This window comes from Vibrio sp. T11.5 (assembly GCF_027587155.1).
Lineage (GTDB): Bacteria > Pseudomonadota > Gammaproteobacteria > Enterobacterales > Vibrionaceae > Vibrio > Vibrio neptunius.
In genome coordinates this window covers 1-19,104 of sequence record NZ_JAPPTP010000041.1, presented here as the reverse complement: position 1 = coordinate 19,104, position 19,104 = coordinate 1, and the positions used below count along the sequence as shown (strand labels likewise).

At 44.0% G+C, this 19,104-nt stretch carries 14 protein-coding genes; 9 read left to right on the top strand and 5 right to left on the bottom strand.

Annotated features, from left to right (window positions below):
* Window positions 1-153: 153 nt before the first annotated feature.
* From OH455_RS22725 to cqsA, 6 genes are all read left to right on the top strand, one after another.
* Window positions 154-1,638, top strand: coding sequence for a lytic polysaccharide monooxygenase (locus tag OH455_RS22725; RefSeq protein ID WP_269982874.1), 1,485 nt, complete (start codon window positions 154-156; stop codon window positions 1,636-1,638).
* A gap of 419 nt (window positions 1,639-2,057) precedes the next feature.
* Window positions 2,058-3,002: a ribosome biogenesis GTPase YlqF gene (gene ylqF / locus OH455_RS22720; RefSeq protein WP_045975058.1), complete on the top strand. Its 945-nt coding sequence runs from the start codon at window positions 2,058-2,060 to the stop codon at window positions 3,000-3,002.
* Window positions 3,003-3,096: 94 nt separating this feature from the next.
* Window positions 3,097-4,074, top strand: a complete 978-nt coding sequence (locus OH455_RS22715; RefSeq protein ID WP_269982873.1) for a CobW family GTP-binding protein — start codon at window positions 3,097-3,099, stop codon at window positions 4,072-4,074.
* Window positions 4,075-4,476: 402 nt separating this feature from the next.
* The gene (gene clcA / locus OH455_RS22710) at window positions 4,477-5,877 is read left to right on the top strand and encodes a H(+)/Cl(-) exchange transporter ClcA (RefSeq protein WP_269982872.1); all 1,401 of its coding nucleotides are present in this window, start codon (window positions 4,477-4,479) and stop codon (window positions 5,875-5,877) included.
* A gap of 116 nt (window positions 5,878-5,993) precedes the next feature.
* Window positions 5,994-6,962: a TDT family transporter gene (locus OH455_RS22705; protein WP_269982871.1), complete on the top strand. Its 969-nt coding sequence runs from the start codon at window positions 5,994-5,996 to the stop codon at window positions 6,960-6,962.
* 214 nt (window positions 6,963-7,176) lie between these two features.
* Window positions 7,177-8,358, top strand: coding sequence for an alpha-hydroxyketone-type quorum-sensing autoinducer synthase (gene cqsA, locus OH455_RS22700; RefSeq protein WP_269982870.1), 1,182 nt, complete (start codon window positions 7,177-7,179; stop codon window positions 8,356-8,358).
* Window positions 8,359-8,412: 54 nt separating this feature from the next.
* Here the strand turns inward: cqsA and OH455_RS22695 are convergent, their stop codons facing one another.
* The 4 genes from OH455_RS22695 to OH455_RS22680 form a co-directional block, all read right to left on the bottom strand.
* On the bottom strand, window positions 8,413-10,467 hold the full coding sequence (locus tag OH455_RS22695; RefSeq protein ID WP_269982869.1) for a hybrid sensor histidine kinase/response regulator: 2,055 nt from the start codon (window positions 10,465-10,467) through the stop codon (window positions 8,413-8,415).
* Between the two features lie 194 nt (window positions 10,468-10,661).
* Window positions 10,662-13,709 carry an AAA family ATPase gene (locus tag OH455_RS22690; protein ID WP_269982868.1) on the bottom strand — a complete coding sequence of 1,016 codons (3,048 nt, stop codon included), beginning with the start codon at window positions 13,707-13,709 and terminating at the stop codon, window positions 10,662-10,664.
* 9 nt (window positions 13,710-13,718) lie between these two features.
* Window positions 13,719-14,849, bottom strand: coding sequence for an exonuclease SbcCD subunit D (locus OH455_RS22685; protein ID WP_269982867.1), 1,131 nt, complete (start codon window positions 14,847-14,849; stop codon window positions 13,719-13,721).
* A gap of 83 nt (window positions 14,850-14,932) precedes the next feature.
* Window positions 14,933-16,021: a ketoacyl-ACP synthase III gene (locus OH455_RS22680; RefSeq protein ID WP_269982866.1), complete on the bottom strand. Its 1,089-nt coding sequence runs from the start codon at window positions 16,019-16,021 to the stop codon at window positions 14,933-14,935.
* Window positions 16,022-16,196: 175 nt separating this feature from the next.
* Between OH455_RS22680 and trxC the strand changes: the two genes are divergently transcribed.
* Both trxC and OH455_RS22670 read left to right on the top strand, forming a co-directional pair.
* Window positions 16,197-16,631, top strand: a complete 435-nt coding sequence (gene trxC, locus OH455_RS22675) for a thioredoxin TrxC (RefSeq protein ID WP_269982865.1) — start codon at window positions 16,197-16,199, stop codon at window positions 16,629-16,631.
* 201 nt (window positions 16,632-16,832) lie between these two features.
* Entirely contained in the window at window positions 16,833-17,993 is a 1,161-nt protein-coding gene (locus OH455_RS22670; RefSeq protein WP_269982875.1) for an MFS transporter, read from the top strand.
* Window positions 17,994-18,022: 29 nt separating this feature from the next.
* Here the strand turns inward: OH455_RS22670 and OH455_RS22665 are convergent, their stop codons facing one another.
* A complete protein-coding gene (locus tag OH455_RS22665; RefSeq protein WP_269982864.1) occupies window positions 18,023-18,229 on the bottom strand; it encodes a hypothetical protein in 207 nt (68 codons plus the stop codon).
* 108 nt (window positions 18,230-18,337) lie between these two features.
* Between OH455_RS22665 and OH455_RS22660 the strand changes: the two genes are divergently transcribed.
* Entirely contained in the window at window positions 18,338-18,775 is a 438-nt protein-coding gene (locus tag OH455_RS22660) for a DUF4174 domain-containing protein (protein WP_206371032.1), read from the top strand.
* Window positions 18,776-19,104: the final 329 nt, after the last annotated feature.

The following is a 19,104-nucleotide window of genomic DNA, read 5'->3' as shown; positions in this document are numbered from 1 at the left end:
TTCACAATATGAATATTTAAACTTTAATAAAAATAATCTTGTCTTATATTTCAACCGTTTCTAATAGAAATAAAAATAATAGAAATCACCCAGCCAAAAAAATAAAAATCATTGATTGGCAATGTTAATTATAAAACGGAATAGAGTAAGAAAATGACAGCGAATAAGCACATCTTAAAACTGGCGATGGGTAGCGCCTTGCTATCTACCATGCCTACTCATGTATATGCACATGGTTGGTCTGAATATCCTAGTGCTCGACAAAACATCTGCTACGAACAAGGCGGTATCTGGTCTGGTAGTCCGCCCAATGCCGCTTGTGCAAATGCCAAAAACATTTCGGGGTCTTACCCATTCGTACAGCGAAACGAGTACGCCAAAAACATTACTGACTTTAACAACCCGAGCGCAGTAAAAGCCGCGATTCCAGATGGTACTTTATGCTACGCAAACGATCCTCAGAAACGTGGCATGGGTGCCCCGCATACCGCCTGGACCCGTACAGAAATGAACACGGGTTCGTTCGAATATGTGTTTAATGCGACCGCACCGCACAACCCTTCATTCTGGGAATTTTACTTAACCAAACCAAATGCTGACCTGTCTAAAGGGCTCGCTTGGGACGATTTAGATTTAATTCAAGAAACGGGCAATGTGCCAGTAGAGAACGGTAAATACCGAATCAATGTCACTATCCCATCGGACAGATCGGGCGACGCTATCCTCTTTGTGCGCTGGCAACGAGATGATGCGGCAGGTGAAGGTTTCTACAACTGTTCTGATATTACGATTAAGAATGGTAACACTCCGCCTCCTGAGCCAGCACCACAACCCGATTTGCATCGTGGCTCATCCTTTATCCCTAGTGGACTGGAAGCGCCTCAAATTGGTGATGTCGTGAAGTATGACATCATCAACAAAGATGGCGCGGTTGCACGTAGCTTTGATATAAGAGTCGATTCAAACAACGTTGGGGATTGGGCTCGTCTCCTAGCATCAGAGATTAATGGTTGGCACGCCGAGTTCAAAGACGGCGCAGTCTTTATCGGTGATTGGCATGAAGAAATGCAACACTACATGTATTTCCAGAATGATCCGTCACGCAATTTCTTTAACTCCAAAGACAGTCGTGCTTCAGGGTTAATGAGCGTTTCCCACGACAGCAATGGCAATGTAGACCCGCTAGCAGGACAACTTTACGAGCTATCGCAAAGTGATAATGTCGTAAACGCGGGTGATAAAGTCGTCATCGTTACAGAAGAAAATGCAACGCTGACTCAAACTCAGGGCACACCTGTATCGATTCAAAATAACGGCTCTTCTTCGATCATTATTGATACCCGAACTATCAGCCAAAATGAAACGTTAATTTTCTCGGCGAGCTCGACCAGCAGTGATCGTACTGAAACCTTTACCTTTGAGGTGGTGGTAGATGACGGTGGCGTCACACCCCCACCGACTCCAGAACCGGGCCCAGATACAGGCAACGCTTGGAGCTCATCAGCGACTTACATCGGCGGCGAAGTGGTTTCCTATGCTGGTAAGACGTGGAAAGCACAATGGTGGACGCAAGGCGGTGATGATCCTGAAACGACATACAGTAAGGACAAATGGGGCGTTTGGCGACCGGCAAACTAGCACTCCTGAGACCTATCTCATCATCTAAATAAGTGGATCAATTTTTATCAAATAGTCATCGCGTCTTTTACAGCGTGGTGGCTATTTTTTTGTGCTTAGTTTTCAATCCAAAGTCCACACTCATGATTCGACGTGAATACTGGCTGCGCCATCACCAAGTAACCTAATCGAACTCATGCAAAGAATAACGTTCAAGTCTTAAACAAAGTTACTGATTGACTACAAGCTAAACAATTGATGTGATTAGTCGCTTTTCTCCCGCCCTTCGTTATGAGAATACTCAAGTCGGTGTTAATATTGCGACCAAGTCAATCTGCCCTACCTTAATCGGCATCACAAACTTGTGATAAACGAACGCTTTGTTATGTTTAAAGTTATACGGCAGATTAAACCATTAAATTAGAAGGCAATATTTTCAAATGGTTAACAATACAATTCAATGGTTTCCGGGCCACATGCATAAGGCCCAAAAAGAGATAGCTGAAGCCATCCCTCAAATTGATGTCATTATTGAGGTGCTTGACGCTCGTATCCCTTTTAGCAGTGAAAACCCCATGATCGCTGAGTTAAAGGGGGATAAGCCAGTGGTTAAAGTCCTCAATAAACGCGATCTCGCCGACCCTGAGAGAACACAGCTTTGGATTGACCATTTTGAGAAAGAGCACAATGTTAAAGCGATTGCGATTACCACTTCTCAACAACAAGAAGTAAACCGCATAATGGAGCTAGTTCGTAAACTGGCCCCTCACCGTGAGGAGATTGGGAAAAACATTCGTACCATGATCATGGGCATACCGAATGTAGGCAAATCAACCATCATCAATGCTCTTGCAGGTCGCACCATTGCAGTCACGGGCAACCAACCTGCCGTGACACGTCGTCAGCAACGCATCAACTTGCAAAACGGTATTGTTTTATCAGACACTCCAGGCATTTTATGGCCTAAAGTGGAAAATCCGCATAGTGGGTTCCGTCTCGCGGCAACCGGTGCTGTTAAAGATACGGCTATGGAATACGAGGAAGTCGCTTTCTACACGGTTGAGTACCTTGCAAAAGCTTACCCGGAGCGTTTGAAAGAGCGGTATCAGATCGAAGAAATGCCGGAAAGTGACATCGAGCTCATGGAAGAGATTGGCCGTCGACGTGGGGCGTTACGCTCTGGCGGACGAGTCGATTTGCATAAGTGTTCGGAAATTTTACTTCATGAATTACGCAGTGGGACCTTAGGCCAAGTAACACTTGAGTTGCCAGAGATGATCACTAAAGAGTTGGTCGAAGTAGAGATTGAAGCGACACGTAAGGCCGAAGAGAAAGCCAAGAAAAAAGAAGAGCGTCGTAAGCGATACTTAAAAAACAAACGTTAATCACTACAACGGCGGTATCTACCGCCGTTTTTATTCTCGCTTCTACACTCACCTTTGATATAGTCAAAGCTATGATATCAACGAGTTTCGCACAATGAAAATCCCAACCAATATCATTACTGGTTTTCTGGGGACCGGAAAAACCACGACAATACTTAACCTGCTGAAAGCAAAACCGGCTGACGAACATTGGGCTGTTCTAGTCAATGAGTTTGGTGAAATTGGTATTGATGGCGCAATGTTGACAGAACAAGGCGCAATGATCAAAGAAGTACCAGGTGGTTGTATGTGTTGTGCTGCTGGAGTCCCGACTTCTGTTGCCCTTACCGCATTGCTCCGTACGCAGCCCGATCGTCTGATAGTTGAACCTACTGGCTTAGGCCATGCCCACAAGATTCTCGCAACGTTAACCTCAGCTCAATTCCGAGATTACATCGACTTAAGAGCTACTATAGGATTAGTCGATCCTCGCAACCTATCTAACTCTAAGTATGCCGAGAATCAAAACTTTAACGACCAACTCAACATCGCAGATATTGTGATTGGTAATAAGGTAGACGCGTGTCATGTCAGTGATATCGATGCGTTTAACGACTGGGTTTCAGATCAAAATCCACCCAAGATTTATAGCCAACTTGTCAAGCAAGGGCGTTTCCCAATAGAACTTCTCGACAACCAGAGAAGGGAACCAACAGTGTCAACCGATATTGCACAGCACCATCATGAACACGCTGAGGAAGAACCACAATTTGCTCTAGCACCGGACCAGGTAATGGTCCGCAAAGAAAACAAAGGCCAAGGCTACTTTAGTTGTGGCTGGTTATTTGGTGCAGAAGTCACGTTCAGTTTTGATGACCTATTCTCTGTGTTATCAGACTTAACTGCCGAACGTGTCAAAGGCGTAATGAACACAGACAGAGGCTGCTATGCCTTCAATGTAAGCCACGGCATTGTCTCTGTTAATGAAATGTCATTGGAGGGGTTCGAAAGCCGTCTGGAAGTGATCGATAGCCAACTGCTTCCATGGGATCAGTTAGAAAAAGTACTCAAGCAAATTGCCTCACTTGATTAGCCTTCTCTAAACGACAAAAGGCGCACCCTTCAGTGCGCCCTATCCCTCGTTACTCAATCGTGAGTCTGCGAGTCAGGACCGTGTATTTTTGCGCCCTGATCATAAAACGAGGATCTCAAAATGATGTGTTGAATCCATCCAAATTGTAGGTAAGGCTTTTAATCCTCCATGCGGGTTGGTTCAGATTGCCTTACGTTTTAACTATGGTTCAAAACGCGAAAAGTGCAAGGAGATAAACGTGATCTCTTACCAATTCCTGACTATTTTTGAACTCTCACATCCTTCATATTTGAAAATCAACATTTCATTCTTGACGCTATAGTTAAACTTACACAAGCGTATAATTCTCATGAGAGACATCAATATTTACAATGCAACCAATCGAATGAGGTTACCTTTTTTATGACCAAGAGAGAGAAAATTAAGCAATCCCTTTTAGCGAGTATGCCAAAGGATGCAATTAATCAGTTTCTCTCTAAAGATAAAACCCCTGTTTCTGTTCTCGTCCTTTCTTTACTTGTCGGTATTCTTGCCGGCATAGTGGGTACCTTGTTCGAGATTGCCGTTCATTTTGTCTCTGAAACCCGGACTGACTGGCTCAAACAAGCAATTGGTAGCGCGTTGCCGCTGTGGCTCGCGGCATTTTTGATCAGTGCCGCATTGGCATTTGTTGGCTACTATCTCGTCCATCGTTTTGCCCCCGAAGCTGCCGGATCAGGCATTCCAGAAATTGAAGGAGCAATGGATGGTATACGCCCCGTTCGTTGGTGGCGTGTTATACCTGTGAAATTCTTTGGTGGTATGGGCGCACTGGGCTCAGGCATGGTACTTGGCCGCGAAGGTCCAACGGTTCAAATGGGAGGAGCCATTGGCCGCATGGTGACGGATCTTTTTCAGGTCAAAAATGACGATACCAAACACACATTGCTTGCCTCTGGCGCAGCAGGAGGTTTAGCCGCAGCGTTCAATGCCCCGCTGGCTGGCATCATGTTTGTCGTTGAAGAGATGCGCCCCCAATTTCGCTATTCACTCATTTCTATTCGAGCGGTGATCATTTCGGCCATCGCCGCCAACATTGTCTTTCGTTACATTAATGGTCAAGATGCGGTGATCACTATGCCGCAATATCACCCGCCCGAACTTGCAGCTTTGTGGCTCTTCTTGCTTTTAGGTGCCATGTTTGGTGTTTTTGGTGTGGTGTTTAATCGCCTCGTTACTCTCTCTCAAGACTTGTTTGTCAAACTGCATAAGAATGATCGTCGACGTTACCTGATCACAGGAAGCTGTATAGGTGGTTGTTTTGGTTTAATGCTGCTTTATCTGCCAGAAATAACCGGAGGCGGTATTAACTTAATTCCGACCATCACTAACGGTGGCTACGGTGCGACGGTGCTACTGCTTTTATTCGCTGCAAGGATCCTCACCACACTGATTTGTTTTGGCTCTGGGGCACCCGGCGGTATCTTTGCGCCGATGTTAGCTTTGGGTACACTATTTGGTTATGCATTTGGCTTAATCGCCCATGGTTTAATGCCTGAATTGATGATTTCACCCGGCATGTTTGCGATCGCAGGTATGGGGGCTTTGTTCGCGGCTACCGTGCGTGCGCCGATCACTGGCATATTGTTAGTGATCGAAATGACCAACAACTACTACCTAATACTGCCACTGATCATTACCTGCTTGGGGGCCGTTATTTTTGCTCAGTTACTCGGTGGGCAGCCGATTTATAGCCAACTGTTACATCGAACATTAAAAAATGAGAAGTTGAGACAAGAAGACCTTCCCTGCGACTCAAAATGACAATTGCACAGTAACCGCTCAGCTTGATATGATCTTGTGCCCTGAATGATCTGTAGCACGGATTTGCTCAATCATTAGTGCCAATCATTTATTTCAAGCTAGTCAGGATTACGCCGTTGAACTGGAAACGCTTTACACACTTTCACAGTGTGCCCCCCTCACAAGCCGCATTAGCGCTGGGCATGATAGGACTCGGTCATGCATGGGCATTGTATATTCCTGACATTGGCGTTTTTATCCGCCCTTATCTTGCCGCAGGCGGTGCTATTCTGCTGCTTCCAGTGCTAATAAAATACTTCAGCAGTTACTCCACTTTCATCAACGATATTCGACACCCACTGAGCGGCAGCTTGATGGCCCCTATGAGTATGGCATTGTTGATCTTATGTGATTACCTCGCCGTGATCTCGCCCTTGATCGCTTACCCTTTGTGGTTTGCGGCGCTGCTGCTCCACATCACCATGATGGTGTTGTTTTTCTTCTTTCAAATAACACGCTTCAAGTTAGCCAATATTGTTCCTAGTTGGTTCCTATATCCAGTAGGGTTAATTAGTAGCTCGTTGGCAGGCACCAAGTTCGGTCATAACGTATTTTCAGAAACCTTAGTCAGCGTCTGTATTACAATATACTTCTTTATGTTACCACTGGTTCTCTATAGGCTGATGTTTGAAGGCCGGCTCCCACGCAGAGCAAGGCCAACACTCGCCATAATGGCAGCACCAATCAACCTGTCATTGGCGACCTATTTGGTTAACTTCCAAAAGCCAGACCCAATTCTCACTGGCGCTTTGGCTGGTATCGCTATCACTATGACGTTAACAATCTACTTGTGTTACTTCCGTCTAATGCGACTAAAATTCCAACCTTCCATTGCGGCAGTCACCTTCCCTTCTGTCATTAGTGCGATCGCGATGCACCGTCTGACGAGCTTTTTCGAGCAGTATCATCCGCACTGGCACTGGCTTCACAAATTTGGATTTTTTGAGCTGAGTGTCGCCACCGCACTGGTAGCATGGGTACTGATTGGCTATATCAAGATGTACTGGCCTGAATTTTTTACGCCGAAGATAAAAGTGAATTCGTAATAATTAAACTGGAAGAAAAAAGAAATCAATGGGATATTAATTCAGAATAGAGCCCCTTGAGGGTATTTACTCCTAATTAATATACAATTAACTATAATTATATCTGTTACCATATGCAAGAAAATTAAATTTTATAATAGATTTATTATTCAACTGAATTTATACATAGCTAGGTCAGCTGGCGCTTACGACAAATACCATAAGGCTATGTATTATGAATATGTTAACTAAACAATCCCATTTGCCCGATTTTATCAATAAACGAATCGACTATTATGTTTCTGACTTAATAAATAAAAAAGATAACGGAAGAAACCTAGTTTTAGGTAAGAAACCCCTTTTGGGTGATATCATTTTGCAAAGTAATGATTATCTTGCACTTACCCATCACCCTAAAATTATCGATGCTCACGTTAAGTCATTGCTCTCCAACAAAGACACGGCATTTATGTCGAGTGTGTTCTTGCACAGCGATGGACTGGATAAAACGGTTGAGCACCATCTTGCTGACTACACTGGATTTCAAACCTGCACCATTGCACCTTCGGGATGGATTGCCAATATTGGTCTACTACAAACTATCTGTGATTCAGAAACCAATGTGTATATAGACTTTTTTGCCCATATGTCGCTTTGGGAAGGCGCACGAATTGCAGGGGCCAACATCCATCCTTTTATGCATAACAATACCAATCACCTCAAACGTTTAATTAAACGCAATGGACCAGGCGTGGTTTTGATTGATTCTATATACAGTACCATTGGCACCATAGCGCCACTGCAAGAAATGGTAACTTTAGCAAAAGAGATGGATTGCGCGATCGTTGTGGATGAGTCCCACTCTATAGGAATATATGGCCCTAAAGGAGCAGGATTAGTTCAAGAGCTTGAGCTCACCAATAAAGTGGATTTCATCACTGCCAGTCTGGCGAAGACCTTTGCTTATCGTGCCGGTGCTGTTTGGTGTAACAATTTAACAGGTCAAGTAGTGCCATACGTTTCATTTCCATCTATTTTTAGCTCAGCGATGATGTCATTTGAATTAGATAGAATTGACGCTACGCTAAACGTTATCAAGGAAAGCGACCAATCACGTAAGCGCTTAATGGAGTGTTCAGCGCAAGTACGTGAGGGTCTAAAAGATATTGGTTACGATATTCGTAGCGAATCTCAAATAATCAGCTTAGAAACTGCAGAGAAAACTAACACGCGTAAAGTTAGAGATTTTTTCGAAGATAATGGTGTATTTGGGTCTGTTTTCTGTACTCCTGCTACACCTGATAATAAAAATATCTTGCGCTTATCTTTAAATAGCGCCCTGAGCAACCATGATATTGATAAAATTTTATCGACTGCCGAAAAGGCTAAGAGTAATAAGGAACTATATTTCGTCTAATTAAACTAACGCCTCTTATTAAGAGGCGTTACTATTTAAAAATAGAGTATTGAATTAAATATAGTCTGCAACTTTATCAAGCAACTTGCTTTGATCGACAGGTTTAATAAGGTATCCATTCATCCCTGCTTGATCAATTTTAGAAAGAGTTTCTTTCCGACTATCGCCGGTATGCCCAAGAATTGGCACGTTAGCGTAAACTTTTTCTGACTTTCGAATAAGAGTTGTAGTTTCTAACCCATCCAAAATTGGCATTTCGAGGTCCATCAAAATCAAATCAACTTGCTCACTACTCAGTACACTTAACACTTCATTGCCATCGCCTGCCTGAGAAACTTGATAACCCTGTTTATTCAATAAGATAGTAGTTAACTGTCTCAACGATTCATTGTCATCAGCAATCAAAATGCGTTTACCAATAACTTTAGCCGTTTTTTTCGGAATGAGGTTACGGTTAGGCTCAACATTACCAAAAATAAGTGCATCGACCGACTGTGCGACATCAAGTAGGAACTGTTTTTTGTCTTTTGGATAGAAAGTAAGGAATCGACTAAATCTATTGTGGTATACACCATCCTGAACAAAAAGCATCACGATTTTAGCTTCAGTGAAATGGAGCTTAGATTCCAACATTAAATACTCTTGCTCACTACAGACTTCTAGATCGAGTAGTATCAAATCGTATTCAAATTCAAACTCTTCTTTGCGTTGAGCTTGCTCAAAATCAACCTCGTCACATATTGCACCCGTATAGAAGGTAAATTCGCTCAGTCTGCGCTTTACCGCCTCATCGTCGCCAACGTAAAGTATTGATTTATTTCTTAGAATATCTTGTTTGATTGTAGACACTTTTGGGGACTCATATCGAGGAAATTTAAGGGTAAAACGTGTCCATTCTCCGAGTGCGGACTCACATTTTATCTTGCCGCCGAATGCTTGCATGACACGTTTGCAAAAAGGTAATCCAAGTCCATAGCTTGAGGACTTTCCAGAAGTATAGAAATCTTGAAAGATAAATTCTAACTTTTCTTTTTCTATCCCTATACCGTTATCTTCAAAGATTAAATAGTTGAATTCATTATCACTTCTAAGTGTGATCGCGATTTTAAACTCGTCTCCATTCTGATAATAAAGTGAATTTTTGAGCAGATTATACAATGCATATTTCAGTAACGTATCACTGCCAAAGTAGTCAAAACCACCTTCGACATTTAAACACACCACTTCTTTTGCATGATCGCTGGGATAAGAAAAACTGGCGAGTGACTCTCTTACAATTTGCTCTACTGAAAAAGCCCTAAACGTTGAGTGCGACACGCGACTCTGGTCAATGGAGGTAAGCAATAAGTCTATGGCTTCATTACCATTGCGTATGACCTCGTCGGCTCCAGAAAGTACCTCTTTCATACGAATAATATCAATCTTATCTATCTCGGCTTTGTCTCCGTTCATTGTTTTAACCGACGGTAAGGACGAATCAAGTACATCAACAGACGCCTTAAGTGCACTTAACGGGTTACGCATTTCATGCGCAATCCCTGCACCAAATGACTTAGCAATTGAGACTTTTGCCTCATGTTCAACTTGATTGCGAAAATAGAACAAGTTACCAAAGATATAGGTAAACAAAAATATCGGGATATAAGGCCAAATGATAACAACTTCAGTCTCAACTGCGCTGGGCGCATGCACGAGTCCATAACTGATCAAGTATGCCGCAGCAATGGAGACTATCGCTTGCAGCAACATCACCCTAGTCTCGTGGACTAATAAAACGTGAAGAAAGATTGAAGACATGAACGACATCGCCCACACCGTTGACCATTCATTCATGAACAGCATAAACGAGAAGAAGAACGGTAAACAGATAGTGATTGTGGCAATGTAATAGTAGGGAAGAAAACGCTTAAATGGCGGCGGAGCGTACTTCCTGAGCGCTAACCCAAGCAGGAGTATAGCGCAAAAAAGTCTCAGCGGACCATTCTCATAAGGCTGAGGATAGAGGTAAGACCATATGTAGTAATATGCGGGAAAGCCAAAGAAGCCCATCCACCCGAGTAACTCGAGATTAGTGTCTGCGTATTGATAAATCTTCTTTACTACATTCATGCATTAAAACCGCTACGCTACTTCTTTTTCGCCTAAAGCACTGTTACAAGCGCCTTAAGCCCATTTAAATGATTGTGACCGCTAGGCACCAAAATGTGACCTACCCAAAGTGATCGATTCTATGCTGTTAACATAAACCACTGTTATAGATTGAGCATACGCAACATAGTGAAGTATGTAAATTTTAGCCTGCACTATGTATGCATACCAATCAATTGAATACTGCTCCCCAAACGCGAGGCTCCAACATCTATTCTTAACGGCATTTGCTCTTTAAGCTCACTAACATGGGATATTAAACCAATCATGCGTCCCGTTTGCTGCAACTCGATCAGCGTTTGAACCGCTAAATCTAACGACTCTGGGTCCAAACTGCCAAACCCTTCATCAATAAACAAGGTATCCAACCGAATGCCACCACTGTATGACTGAACGACATCCGATAGGCCAAGTGCCAAAGACAAAGCAGCCATAAAAGACTCGCCCCCAGATAGAGTGGCGACATCTCTATTCTTGCCTGTGTAACTATCTTCTACCATCAAATCCAGACCACGCCCAGCAACGCCCTTGAAGCCTTCGGTTTTACGGGCAAGAATGTAACGCCCCTTGCTCATCAAACTGAGTCTCTGGGACGCTTGGATAAGAACATCGTCCAGCAATACGCCAAGAACAAATCGATGCAAGCTAACCCGACTTCCAGTCTTACCGCTAGCAACGTCATACAGGGTCCCATACACCCTATACTCAGCTTCCAATTCCGCATTCTTTTCGTGCAGTAAGACAATATCACGGCGGACTTTCTCAAATCGTTCAAACTTCGAACGAGTAGTATCTAGTGTATTTCTGGCTTCGACGTACTCTTGGCTGCTAAGTTCAACACACTTAGCCAACTGGTCTAAATCTGGCGTTTGCTGATCTTTTAACACATGTTTCAAGTCCGCTAACGTCTGGTTTAGTTTGACTTCCGTTTGCGCGTAAGTCTCGACCGAAGTTTTCCAAAACTCTAATTGTTCATCGGTCGCTTTGCTGCTGAGGTAATCTTGTTCATCAGAAAACTGTGCTTTTTCAATCAAGACATGCCATTGCGTTTCCGCTTTATCTAAGTCGCGCTTTGCTTGCGCTAAAAGCTGTGTGTTGCTCTGTCTTTGTCCTTCAAGCTCGGCATGGTGTTTGACCAGTCGTTTTTGCTGCTCATTGGCTTGCTCTAGGCGCGTTTGTAACGTCTCAATTGAGGCTTTGGTTTGCTTATACTCATCGTCGACAGATTCCACTGATTGATATTGCTTGCCAATAGACTGTATTAGTGCCTCGAAACGCTGTTGGAGCGCCTGAGTTGTAGCGTCATGGGCAGACATCTCCTCTCTCAGGCGATGAATTTCATTGTCACCTTTTTCACAGCGTTGGTTGAGCGTTGCCACCTCCGACTCCATCTGCTTAAGGTCAATTGAAACTAATCCCGCTAACTTGGCCTGACATTCAGTGAGCTGGCTCTGCACTAGGTCCAAAGATAGGCCTCTATGCTCTCCCAGATCTTCCTGAAACGCTTCAATTTGAGTTTTTTGACGAGAGATCAGCACGTTCTGTTGTTCAACAATGAGAGTTTGCTCGTTGAGAGAGTTCAGGGACTGACGTTCTTGGTTACGATAAAACTCCACTTGCTCTTTAGTCACTTCTTCGCCAACAAACGAAGCAGGTTTTGGGTGTTCAGCACTGCCACACACAGGACAAGGCATACCTTGTTGAAGCTTCCGAGCCAGCACCGCTGCCTGAGCGCTATGCCAGCGCATTTCATAGTCATCCGCTTGCTTGTTATGGGCTTGCCAATCAATCTTCAGCTGTTTTACATGAGCTTGAAGGGGGGGCTGACCTTGCTCTAAAGCCGTTAACTCGTTAGATAACGACTGCAGTTTATTGAGATCGGCACTCAAACGCTGCAATCGTGCTAGTTCAGACTCTATCGTCGCTTTGTCTCCAACTTTCAGCTTAGCCTTTTCAAGTTCTAGCTGAGCTTTGGATGCTTCTTGCAATAGCTTTTCTTTATGCGCCTGATATTTGATTAAAGTCGCATTGGATTCTTGTTTCTTGATAGCAGAATCTTTGAGTTTTTTTTCCAACTCCAACTTTTCGTGTAACTTAGCTTTGATGCCTTCCAATTGGTAAAGCTTATCTGTCAATGTCGGAATTGATTGAGCTTCCAGCGTCAACGTATCTAACTGCTGTTGGCGCTCTTCTATCGCAACATTCGAATGTTGCAGCGCTTTTTCAAGCGAGCTGGCTTTTTCATTCAGTTCATGGACCTGCTTTGTGAATGAGCTCCAATTGGTATACGGCACATCTAGCTTGGAAGCCTGCTGAGCGATCGCCAATTTTTGTTGAATTTGAGCGTTGCTATCGCTTTTCTCACTATGCTCTGACAACGCTTTCTCTGCACTTTGCAGCTTATCAAATTCACTTTGCAATTGGTGAGCTTTCTGCTGTGCTTCTTTGCTTTTATTTAACTTTTCAAGGGCAACCTTCTCACTTAAACTCACCTCTTCAAGCCGCTTAGCAACAACATCAAGTTGCTCGTTTAACTCTTGTTCTGTGCTGGCCTCAGCCACTTGTAGAGCACCGCGAATCTGGTTATCAAACTCATCTTTTGACTTGCTGATCGCACTCGCTTTGTCCTTAAGTGCAAACTCAATTTTTTTGTAGATGTCAGTCTGGAACAGTTGGCCGAAGATCGCTTCTCGATCTTTGGAGCTTGCTAGCAAGAGTTCACGAAACTTACCCTGTGGTAACACCATCACCTGACGAAACTGGGTTTCATTCAGACCAATCAGTTCTGCAACCTCAATCTTCACCTGCGCTGTCTTGCTAGTGATAAGTTTCTGATCATTGGTAATCTCATACAAAGAGGCGGTATGTTTGCGTGTTGTCGTACCTTCGCCTCGAGCTTTAGGTGCCAATTGATCGGGTGATCTCGTGACTCTATAGCGCTTATCCTTAAGTGCGAATTCAAATACCACTTCGGTCGGTAACGCAAGCGCCGCCATATCGCAGCGCATCTGCGTTCCTTCTCTTTCATTACCTGTTGTTTGGCCGTACAAAGCAAAACACATAGCGTCTAAAATTGACGTCTTACCTGAACCTGTTGGGCCGTTAATCAAAAACAGTGGATTGGAACCAAGCAACGTAAAGTCGATGGTTTCAGTGTTAGCAAAAGGGCCAAATGCCTGCATTGTAAGTGATAATGGTTTCATCGTTTGCCCTTACTGCTTTGCCAATTGTTTGATAATGCAGGTGATCGCCTGATTTTGATCTTCGGTGAGCTCACTATTTTGCGCTTCAAGAAAAAAGTCTTTGAACATATCAACTTCACTTCGCGCCAGCTTCGCCTGAGCCATTTCTTGTTCAACACCCACTAACATACCTGGCTTTTCGATATGCAGTACATTTGGGTAAACCGCACGAAGCTTTTCCATAGGATTGAGAATGGCGTGTTTATCTAACAAACGGACCAACAGATAATCGTCATTATTCGGATCGGTTTTGCCACTGGCGATCACTTGGTCTAACTCTCCTTCGATGATTCGCATTTGATGAGGAGCAGTGAGGTCAATATGAGTGGCCGAAGCAAAGCCTTTTTCATTGAGCTCAACCAAAGTCAGTCCTTTTTTCTGGTGCTGCTCTGAAAAGCTGTACTTCATGAGTGACCCCGAGTAACGAATATAGTCTTCACCTTTTTTTTGCGCCTGGTGCAGGTGGCCGAGAGCGACATAGTCAAAGTCGACAAAATGTTCATGGCTGACTCTGTCTGAGCCGCCAATTGCTAAAGGACGTTCGGACTCTGACTCAATCGCACCATCAACAAAGCAGTGGCTGATCAAGACATTCTTCTGATCTGGTTTAAACTGAGACTTAATCTCTTCACTTAGCAGTCGATGAGCGTCATCGTACGTTGATACAGACTGGCCATAATGGTGACGCACTGATTCAGGATCGCTGTAAGGCATGCCATAAAAAGCCACTTCACCGATGTCCGTACTCAAGACAACGGGTTCCGTCATCTCTGCAAAATTCGAGATAATGTGTAAACCTGCCCTTTTCATTTGCGAGGAGCCAAAGCCTAATCGCTGAGCACCATCATGATTACCGGGTATCAGAATAATGGGTAGCTTCAGCTCGTTACACACTTGACGGACAAATTCATTCATTAACTCTATTGCCGCCGTAGGCGGAACCGAGCGGTCATAGATATCTCCGGCAATCACCAGAGCATCAAGGGTATTAGATTGCAGATATTCAATCAGTTGTGCCAAAACGGCTTTTTGATCATCCAGAAGAGAAACATTGTGAAATTGGCGTCCGAGGTGCCAGTCAGAGGTGTGAAGAAACTTCATTTAAGCCCTGCATTATTCTTATCATCTAAGGCAGGATAATACCATTCTGAACCGTCTGCTATCCAGAATGGTATTGCATTTAACTAACTTGGCGCATGCTCTTTACAAAACTTGATCGCTTCATCAAGCAACTCAAGCGCTGATCTGTCACATTCAGGCAAGGCCGCATCACTGCGTCCCAAAGGCGTTACGCGGTCACCCCATTTGATATGGCCTGCTCCCCACGTCAGTCCAGCACCAAATGCGGCTAGTAGTAAGTTATCGCCAGGTTTAACGAATCCTTCCTCCATGGCTTCACATAACGCCAGAGGTACCGTAGCCGCAGACGTATTGCCATACTTGTGGATGTTCACAAACGCTTTTTCCTGACTAATACCAGACAAATCACACAGTGTTTGAATGATCCGAATGTTTGCTTGATGCGGGATCACGACGTCGACATCTTGGGTAGATAGCTGGCTACGCGCAAGGACGTTTTGAGCCGCTGAGCCCATGCCTTTAACAGCGCGCTTAAAGATTTCTTTTCCTACGAAGTTGAATTCCCAATAGCCGCTATCTGCGGCAAAGCGGTCCATAGAAGTACCAAATTTTGGTACAGAGAGAATGTCTCGCCCCTTTGAATCACAACCTAATTGAGCTTGCTGCAACCCAACGGGTTTATCGGTTTTGCTTAGCACCACAGCACCCGCTCCATCACCAAACAAAACAGCAGTATCACGCATGGTCCAATCGATGTAGAAAGACAGACGCTCCGCGCCTATTACCAGAGCATTATTATAGTTACCCGCCTGAATCATACGTGTCGCCGTCTCTAAGCTATAGAGAAAACCCGTACACGCCGCATTGAGATCAAACGCCGTTGTTCCAATCATACCAAGGTTCTGAGATACCTTTGATGCAATGTTAGGAATAAGAGAGTCTGGAGAACAGGTCGCGACGATAAGCAAATCAATATCATTCGCCTCAAGACCAGCACATGCTAGCGCATGTTTGGCGGCTACCGTCGACATATCAGACGTATTAACGTGGCTGATGCGACGATTTTCAATACCAGTACGCGTACGAATCCACTCGTCTGAAGTGTCAAGGAATGTACTTAAATCATCGTTGGAGAGCGTGGTTGGCGGCACGCATTTACCCCAACCTGTTATTTCTGCGTAGAATGTTGTCATTCGAAGCCTTTTATTCTTATTTGAGCTAGCGTCTCATTCAATCTGTTCAGTAAGACGGATAGAACTCTTGGGTAAATACTATTTTCAGAGTATAACTAGCGATTATCTGTGGTGTCATCTAATTGCTAAAATAGACGTCACACTTGCGTAGAAAAACACAAACAAGAGAAAAGTCATGTCTACATTCAACACACGCTGCCCTTTTTGCTCTGGCGTAAATCGTGTTCCCAATGAACGAGTATCTGAAAGCCCGAAATGCGGTAAATGCCAATCGGATTTACTCGACGGTGCGCCGATTGAAGGAACCGAGCTCAACTTTGATGCTATTTTGAACAGCAGCCAACCGGTTGTCGTCGACTTTTGGGCACCATGGTGTAACCCATGTGTCGGTTTCGCGCCGGTATTTTCTGACGTCGCCAAAGAGCGAGCCAATAACGTTCGATTTGTAAAAATAGATACAGAAAGCCAGCAAAACCTCGCAGCTAAGTATCAAATTAGAAGCATTCCTACTGTCATGGTGTTCAAAGATGGCAAAAGAGTCGATGTTATCAATGGCGCCTTACCTAAAGGACAATTTGATCAGTGGCTTAATGAAGCTTTAACTAAGTAAAAGAAACAAAAAATCCCGCTCTAAAAAGGCCGCCAGTCGCTACGACTAGCGGCCTTTTTTTCTATCTACAACTAAAACTCGTATCGAAAAATGATTTTTATCGACACGACTAAAATTATTCGTTTTACCCAATATCAAAATCGCTCCATAGTCGCGCCGAAATACGTTCCATTTAATACACTAACTCAAGAGGCTACGACGTTGGAAAACATTCTTGCTCCTGCACCAAAAGCTCGCATCTCAGTACCTGTTATCGCGCTGGCTCTTTATGCGGTAGCATCAGGCTATTTAATGAGCTTGCTCCCATTGATGCTACCGGAATACGGGCTACACAGCTCGTTGGCCAGTTGGTTAGCCAGTGTTTTCTATGCCGGTCTTTTAGTTGGTGCGATTGCGATTGAACCGTTAGTCACTCGATTAGGTCACAAGAGCGCTTTTGTTCTTTGTTTAAGTGTGTTCATCACGACCATTTTCGCCTTGCCGGTATTTACCAACTCAGTGGCATGGATGTGTGCACGCTTTTTGGCCGGTATCTCTGTCGCTGGCGTATTCGTTATCGTCGAATCATGGTTGCTGCATGGCGACGAAGCGGCAAGAGCAAAACGTCTTGGCCTGTATATGGCAGCATTGTACGGTGGCAGCGCAATTGGCCAATTAGGCATTGGGGTATTGGGCGTTAACGGTGGCGTGCCTTTTATTGCCATCTTGACTCTATTGCTACTCGCTATCGTGGTATTGCTGTTTGGAGAAACCGATCAGCCACAATCTGCGCATACGAGCAATCTATCGTTTAAGCAAATCACCAGATTAAGCCATGCGGCGATTATTGGTTGCATTGTTTCTGGCCTGATTCTTGGCGCTATTTACGGCTTAATGCCATTGGAACTGGCGCAGCAAGGTATTGATACTGACGATTTAGGCGGGTTGATGGCACTTGTCATTCTTGGTGGTATGGCCGTTCAGCCCATGGTGCCATGGATGTCGAAATATTTTGGTCGAACCTTGTTGATGGCATTCTTCTGCCTACTCGGCGCTGCGTCTATTAGCTTAATTATGCTAGACGAGAACATCCGTGTTTTAGCCGTTAGCCTATTTTTGCTAGGCGTTGCTGCTTTTGCTCTGTACCCGATCGCAATCAATCTAGGCTGCGACAAATTGGACTCACAGTACATTGTTTCAGCAACACAAGTCATGCTGTTCAGCTATAGCTTGGGATCTGTTTTCGGCCCAATCATTGCGGGCTGGTACATGTCTGGTGATCACGGATTAATGGGCTACCTGTTCGCGATACTGCTGGCAACTTGCCTATATATGCTTGTTGCTAGCATCAAGACGAAACACCAAGCTATCGCTGGTGAATGAATCAATCCTTATGCCGGTTAGTAGTCCCTCTAATCGGCTTTTCGGGCAATGCCCTGAACTTCACGAATCGCGAGCATAGTGTGACGAATATAGTCGACAGCATCGCCGCGGTTTCTAATGTATTTGTCACCCACAAAGCGAAGGAAGCCTTCCGTATTGTAGAGTGACAGTATAAAGGTTACATCTTCCTCGGTTGGTAAGCGCAGTTTCCAACGGCGAGTTTCTAGATTTTCCATATCAGTTACTTACATATTACTCAGGTAAATGGTGAGCTTACCACCTACACTTAACGTAGAAAGTGATTGAGGTTTAGAAGCTCAATTGCTGTTTCACGGAGGCCAATTATGCGCTGTTTGATTCTCATTCTACTGCTTATTCAGAGTATTGGGCTTGCGTGGAGTTATCCGGCCTACTCACCAAAATGGGCTCATAGAAGCGTCATTTACTTCGCACCAACCAATGACGAACATGTGAAGCAATTTTTACTTGAGACCCTAATCAATGAATGCGAACTTTCCGACCGAGACGTTATCACTTTAGTCGTCACTCAAGATGGCTTTACCATTCCCTCTTGGGTCAAGAACGAGTTTAACTTACTCAGTATGTTTAGAGTTTATGATGTTGAACCAGGTACACATACCGCAATATTGATTGGAAAAGATGGTTCAGAAAAGTTGCGTTGGGGCAAAGCAACGGATTGGGAAAACATTAAACAAACCATTGATCGTATGCCAATGCGTCAGCGCGAAATAAAGCAGAGGCCAAGCCCCTGCTCTGCATAATTAAATGAAAAACAAACTCCAGTCGCCCACTTTTGTTCACTGGGTTCATTCGTCCAACTTCAAACTCAAGTTGACAAGACAGCACCATTGTTTTTTCACGTCACCCACTGATAGCCGTTGTAGCTCACTTTCGTAGATATCTCAAAAGGTTAACTCTTCCAATGCGAGGGCGTTAATTCACAATAATGTAATATTCTGATGTTAATTTTCTACTCAAAAATTACCTCTCTGATAGGAGTTTGGTCTTTGATTATTAAAAAGCAATAAGCGATTTATTTAAATGAAATCACGCCAATAACCATAATTAAAATGCAGATATACAGATATTT

Excerpts from the sequence above, each read along its gene's own strand:
- OH455_RS22725 (WP_269982874.1), top strand. The coding sequence starts at position 154 with ATGACAGCGAATAAGCACATCTTAAAACTGGCGATGGGTAGCGCCTTG.
- cqsA (WP_269982870.1), top strand. The coding sequence starts at position 7,177 with ATGAATATGTTAACTAAACAATCCCATTTGCCCGATTTTATCAATAAA.
- ylqF (WP_045975058.1), top strand. The coding sequence starts at position 2,058 with ATGGTTAACAATACAATTCAATGGTTTCCGGGCCACATGCATAAGGCC.
- OH455_RS22665 (WP_269982864.1), bottom strand. The coding sequence starts at position 18,229 with ATGGAAAATCTAGAAACTCGCCGTTGGAAACTGCGCTTACCAACCGAG.
- OH455_RS22680 (WP_269982866.1), bottom strand. The coding sequence starts at position 16,021 with ATGACAACATTCTACGCAGAAATAACAGGTTGGGGTAAATGCGTGCCG.
- OH455_RS22690 (WP_269982868.1), bottom strand. The coding sequence starts at position 13,709 with ATGAAACCATTATCACTTACAATGCAGGCATTTGGCCCTTTTGCTAAC.
- OH455_RS22660 (WP_206371032.1), top strand. The coding sequence starts at position 18,338 with ATGCGCTGTTTGATTCTCATTCTACTGCTTATTCAGAGTATTGGGCTT.
- OH455_RS22695 (WP_269982869.1), bottom strand. The coding sequence starts at position 10,467 with ATGAATGTAGTAAAGAAGATTTATCAATACGCAGACACTAATCTCGAG.
- OH455_RS22685 (WP_269982867.1), bottom strand. The coding sequence starts at position 14,849 with ATGAAGTTTCTTCACACCTCTGACTGGCACCTCGGACGCCAATTTCAC.
- OH455_RS22715 (WP_269982873.1), top strand. The coding sequence starts at position 3,097 with ATGAAAATCCCAACCAATATCATTACTGGTTTTCTGGGGACCGGAAAA.
- trxC (WP_269982865.1), top strand. The coding sequence starts at position 16,197 with ATGTCTACATTCAACACACGCTGCCCTTTTTGCTCTGGCGTAAATCGT.
- clcA (WP_269982872.1), top strand. The coding sequence starts at position 4,477 with ATGACCAAGAGAGAGAAAATTAAGCAATCCCTTTTAGCGAGTATGCCA.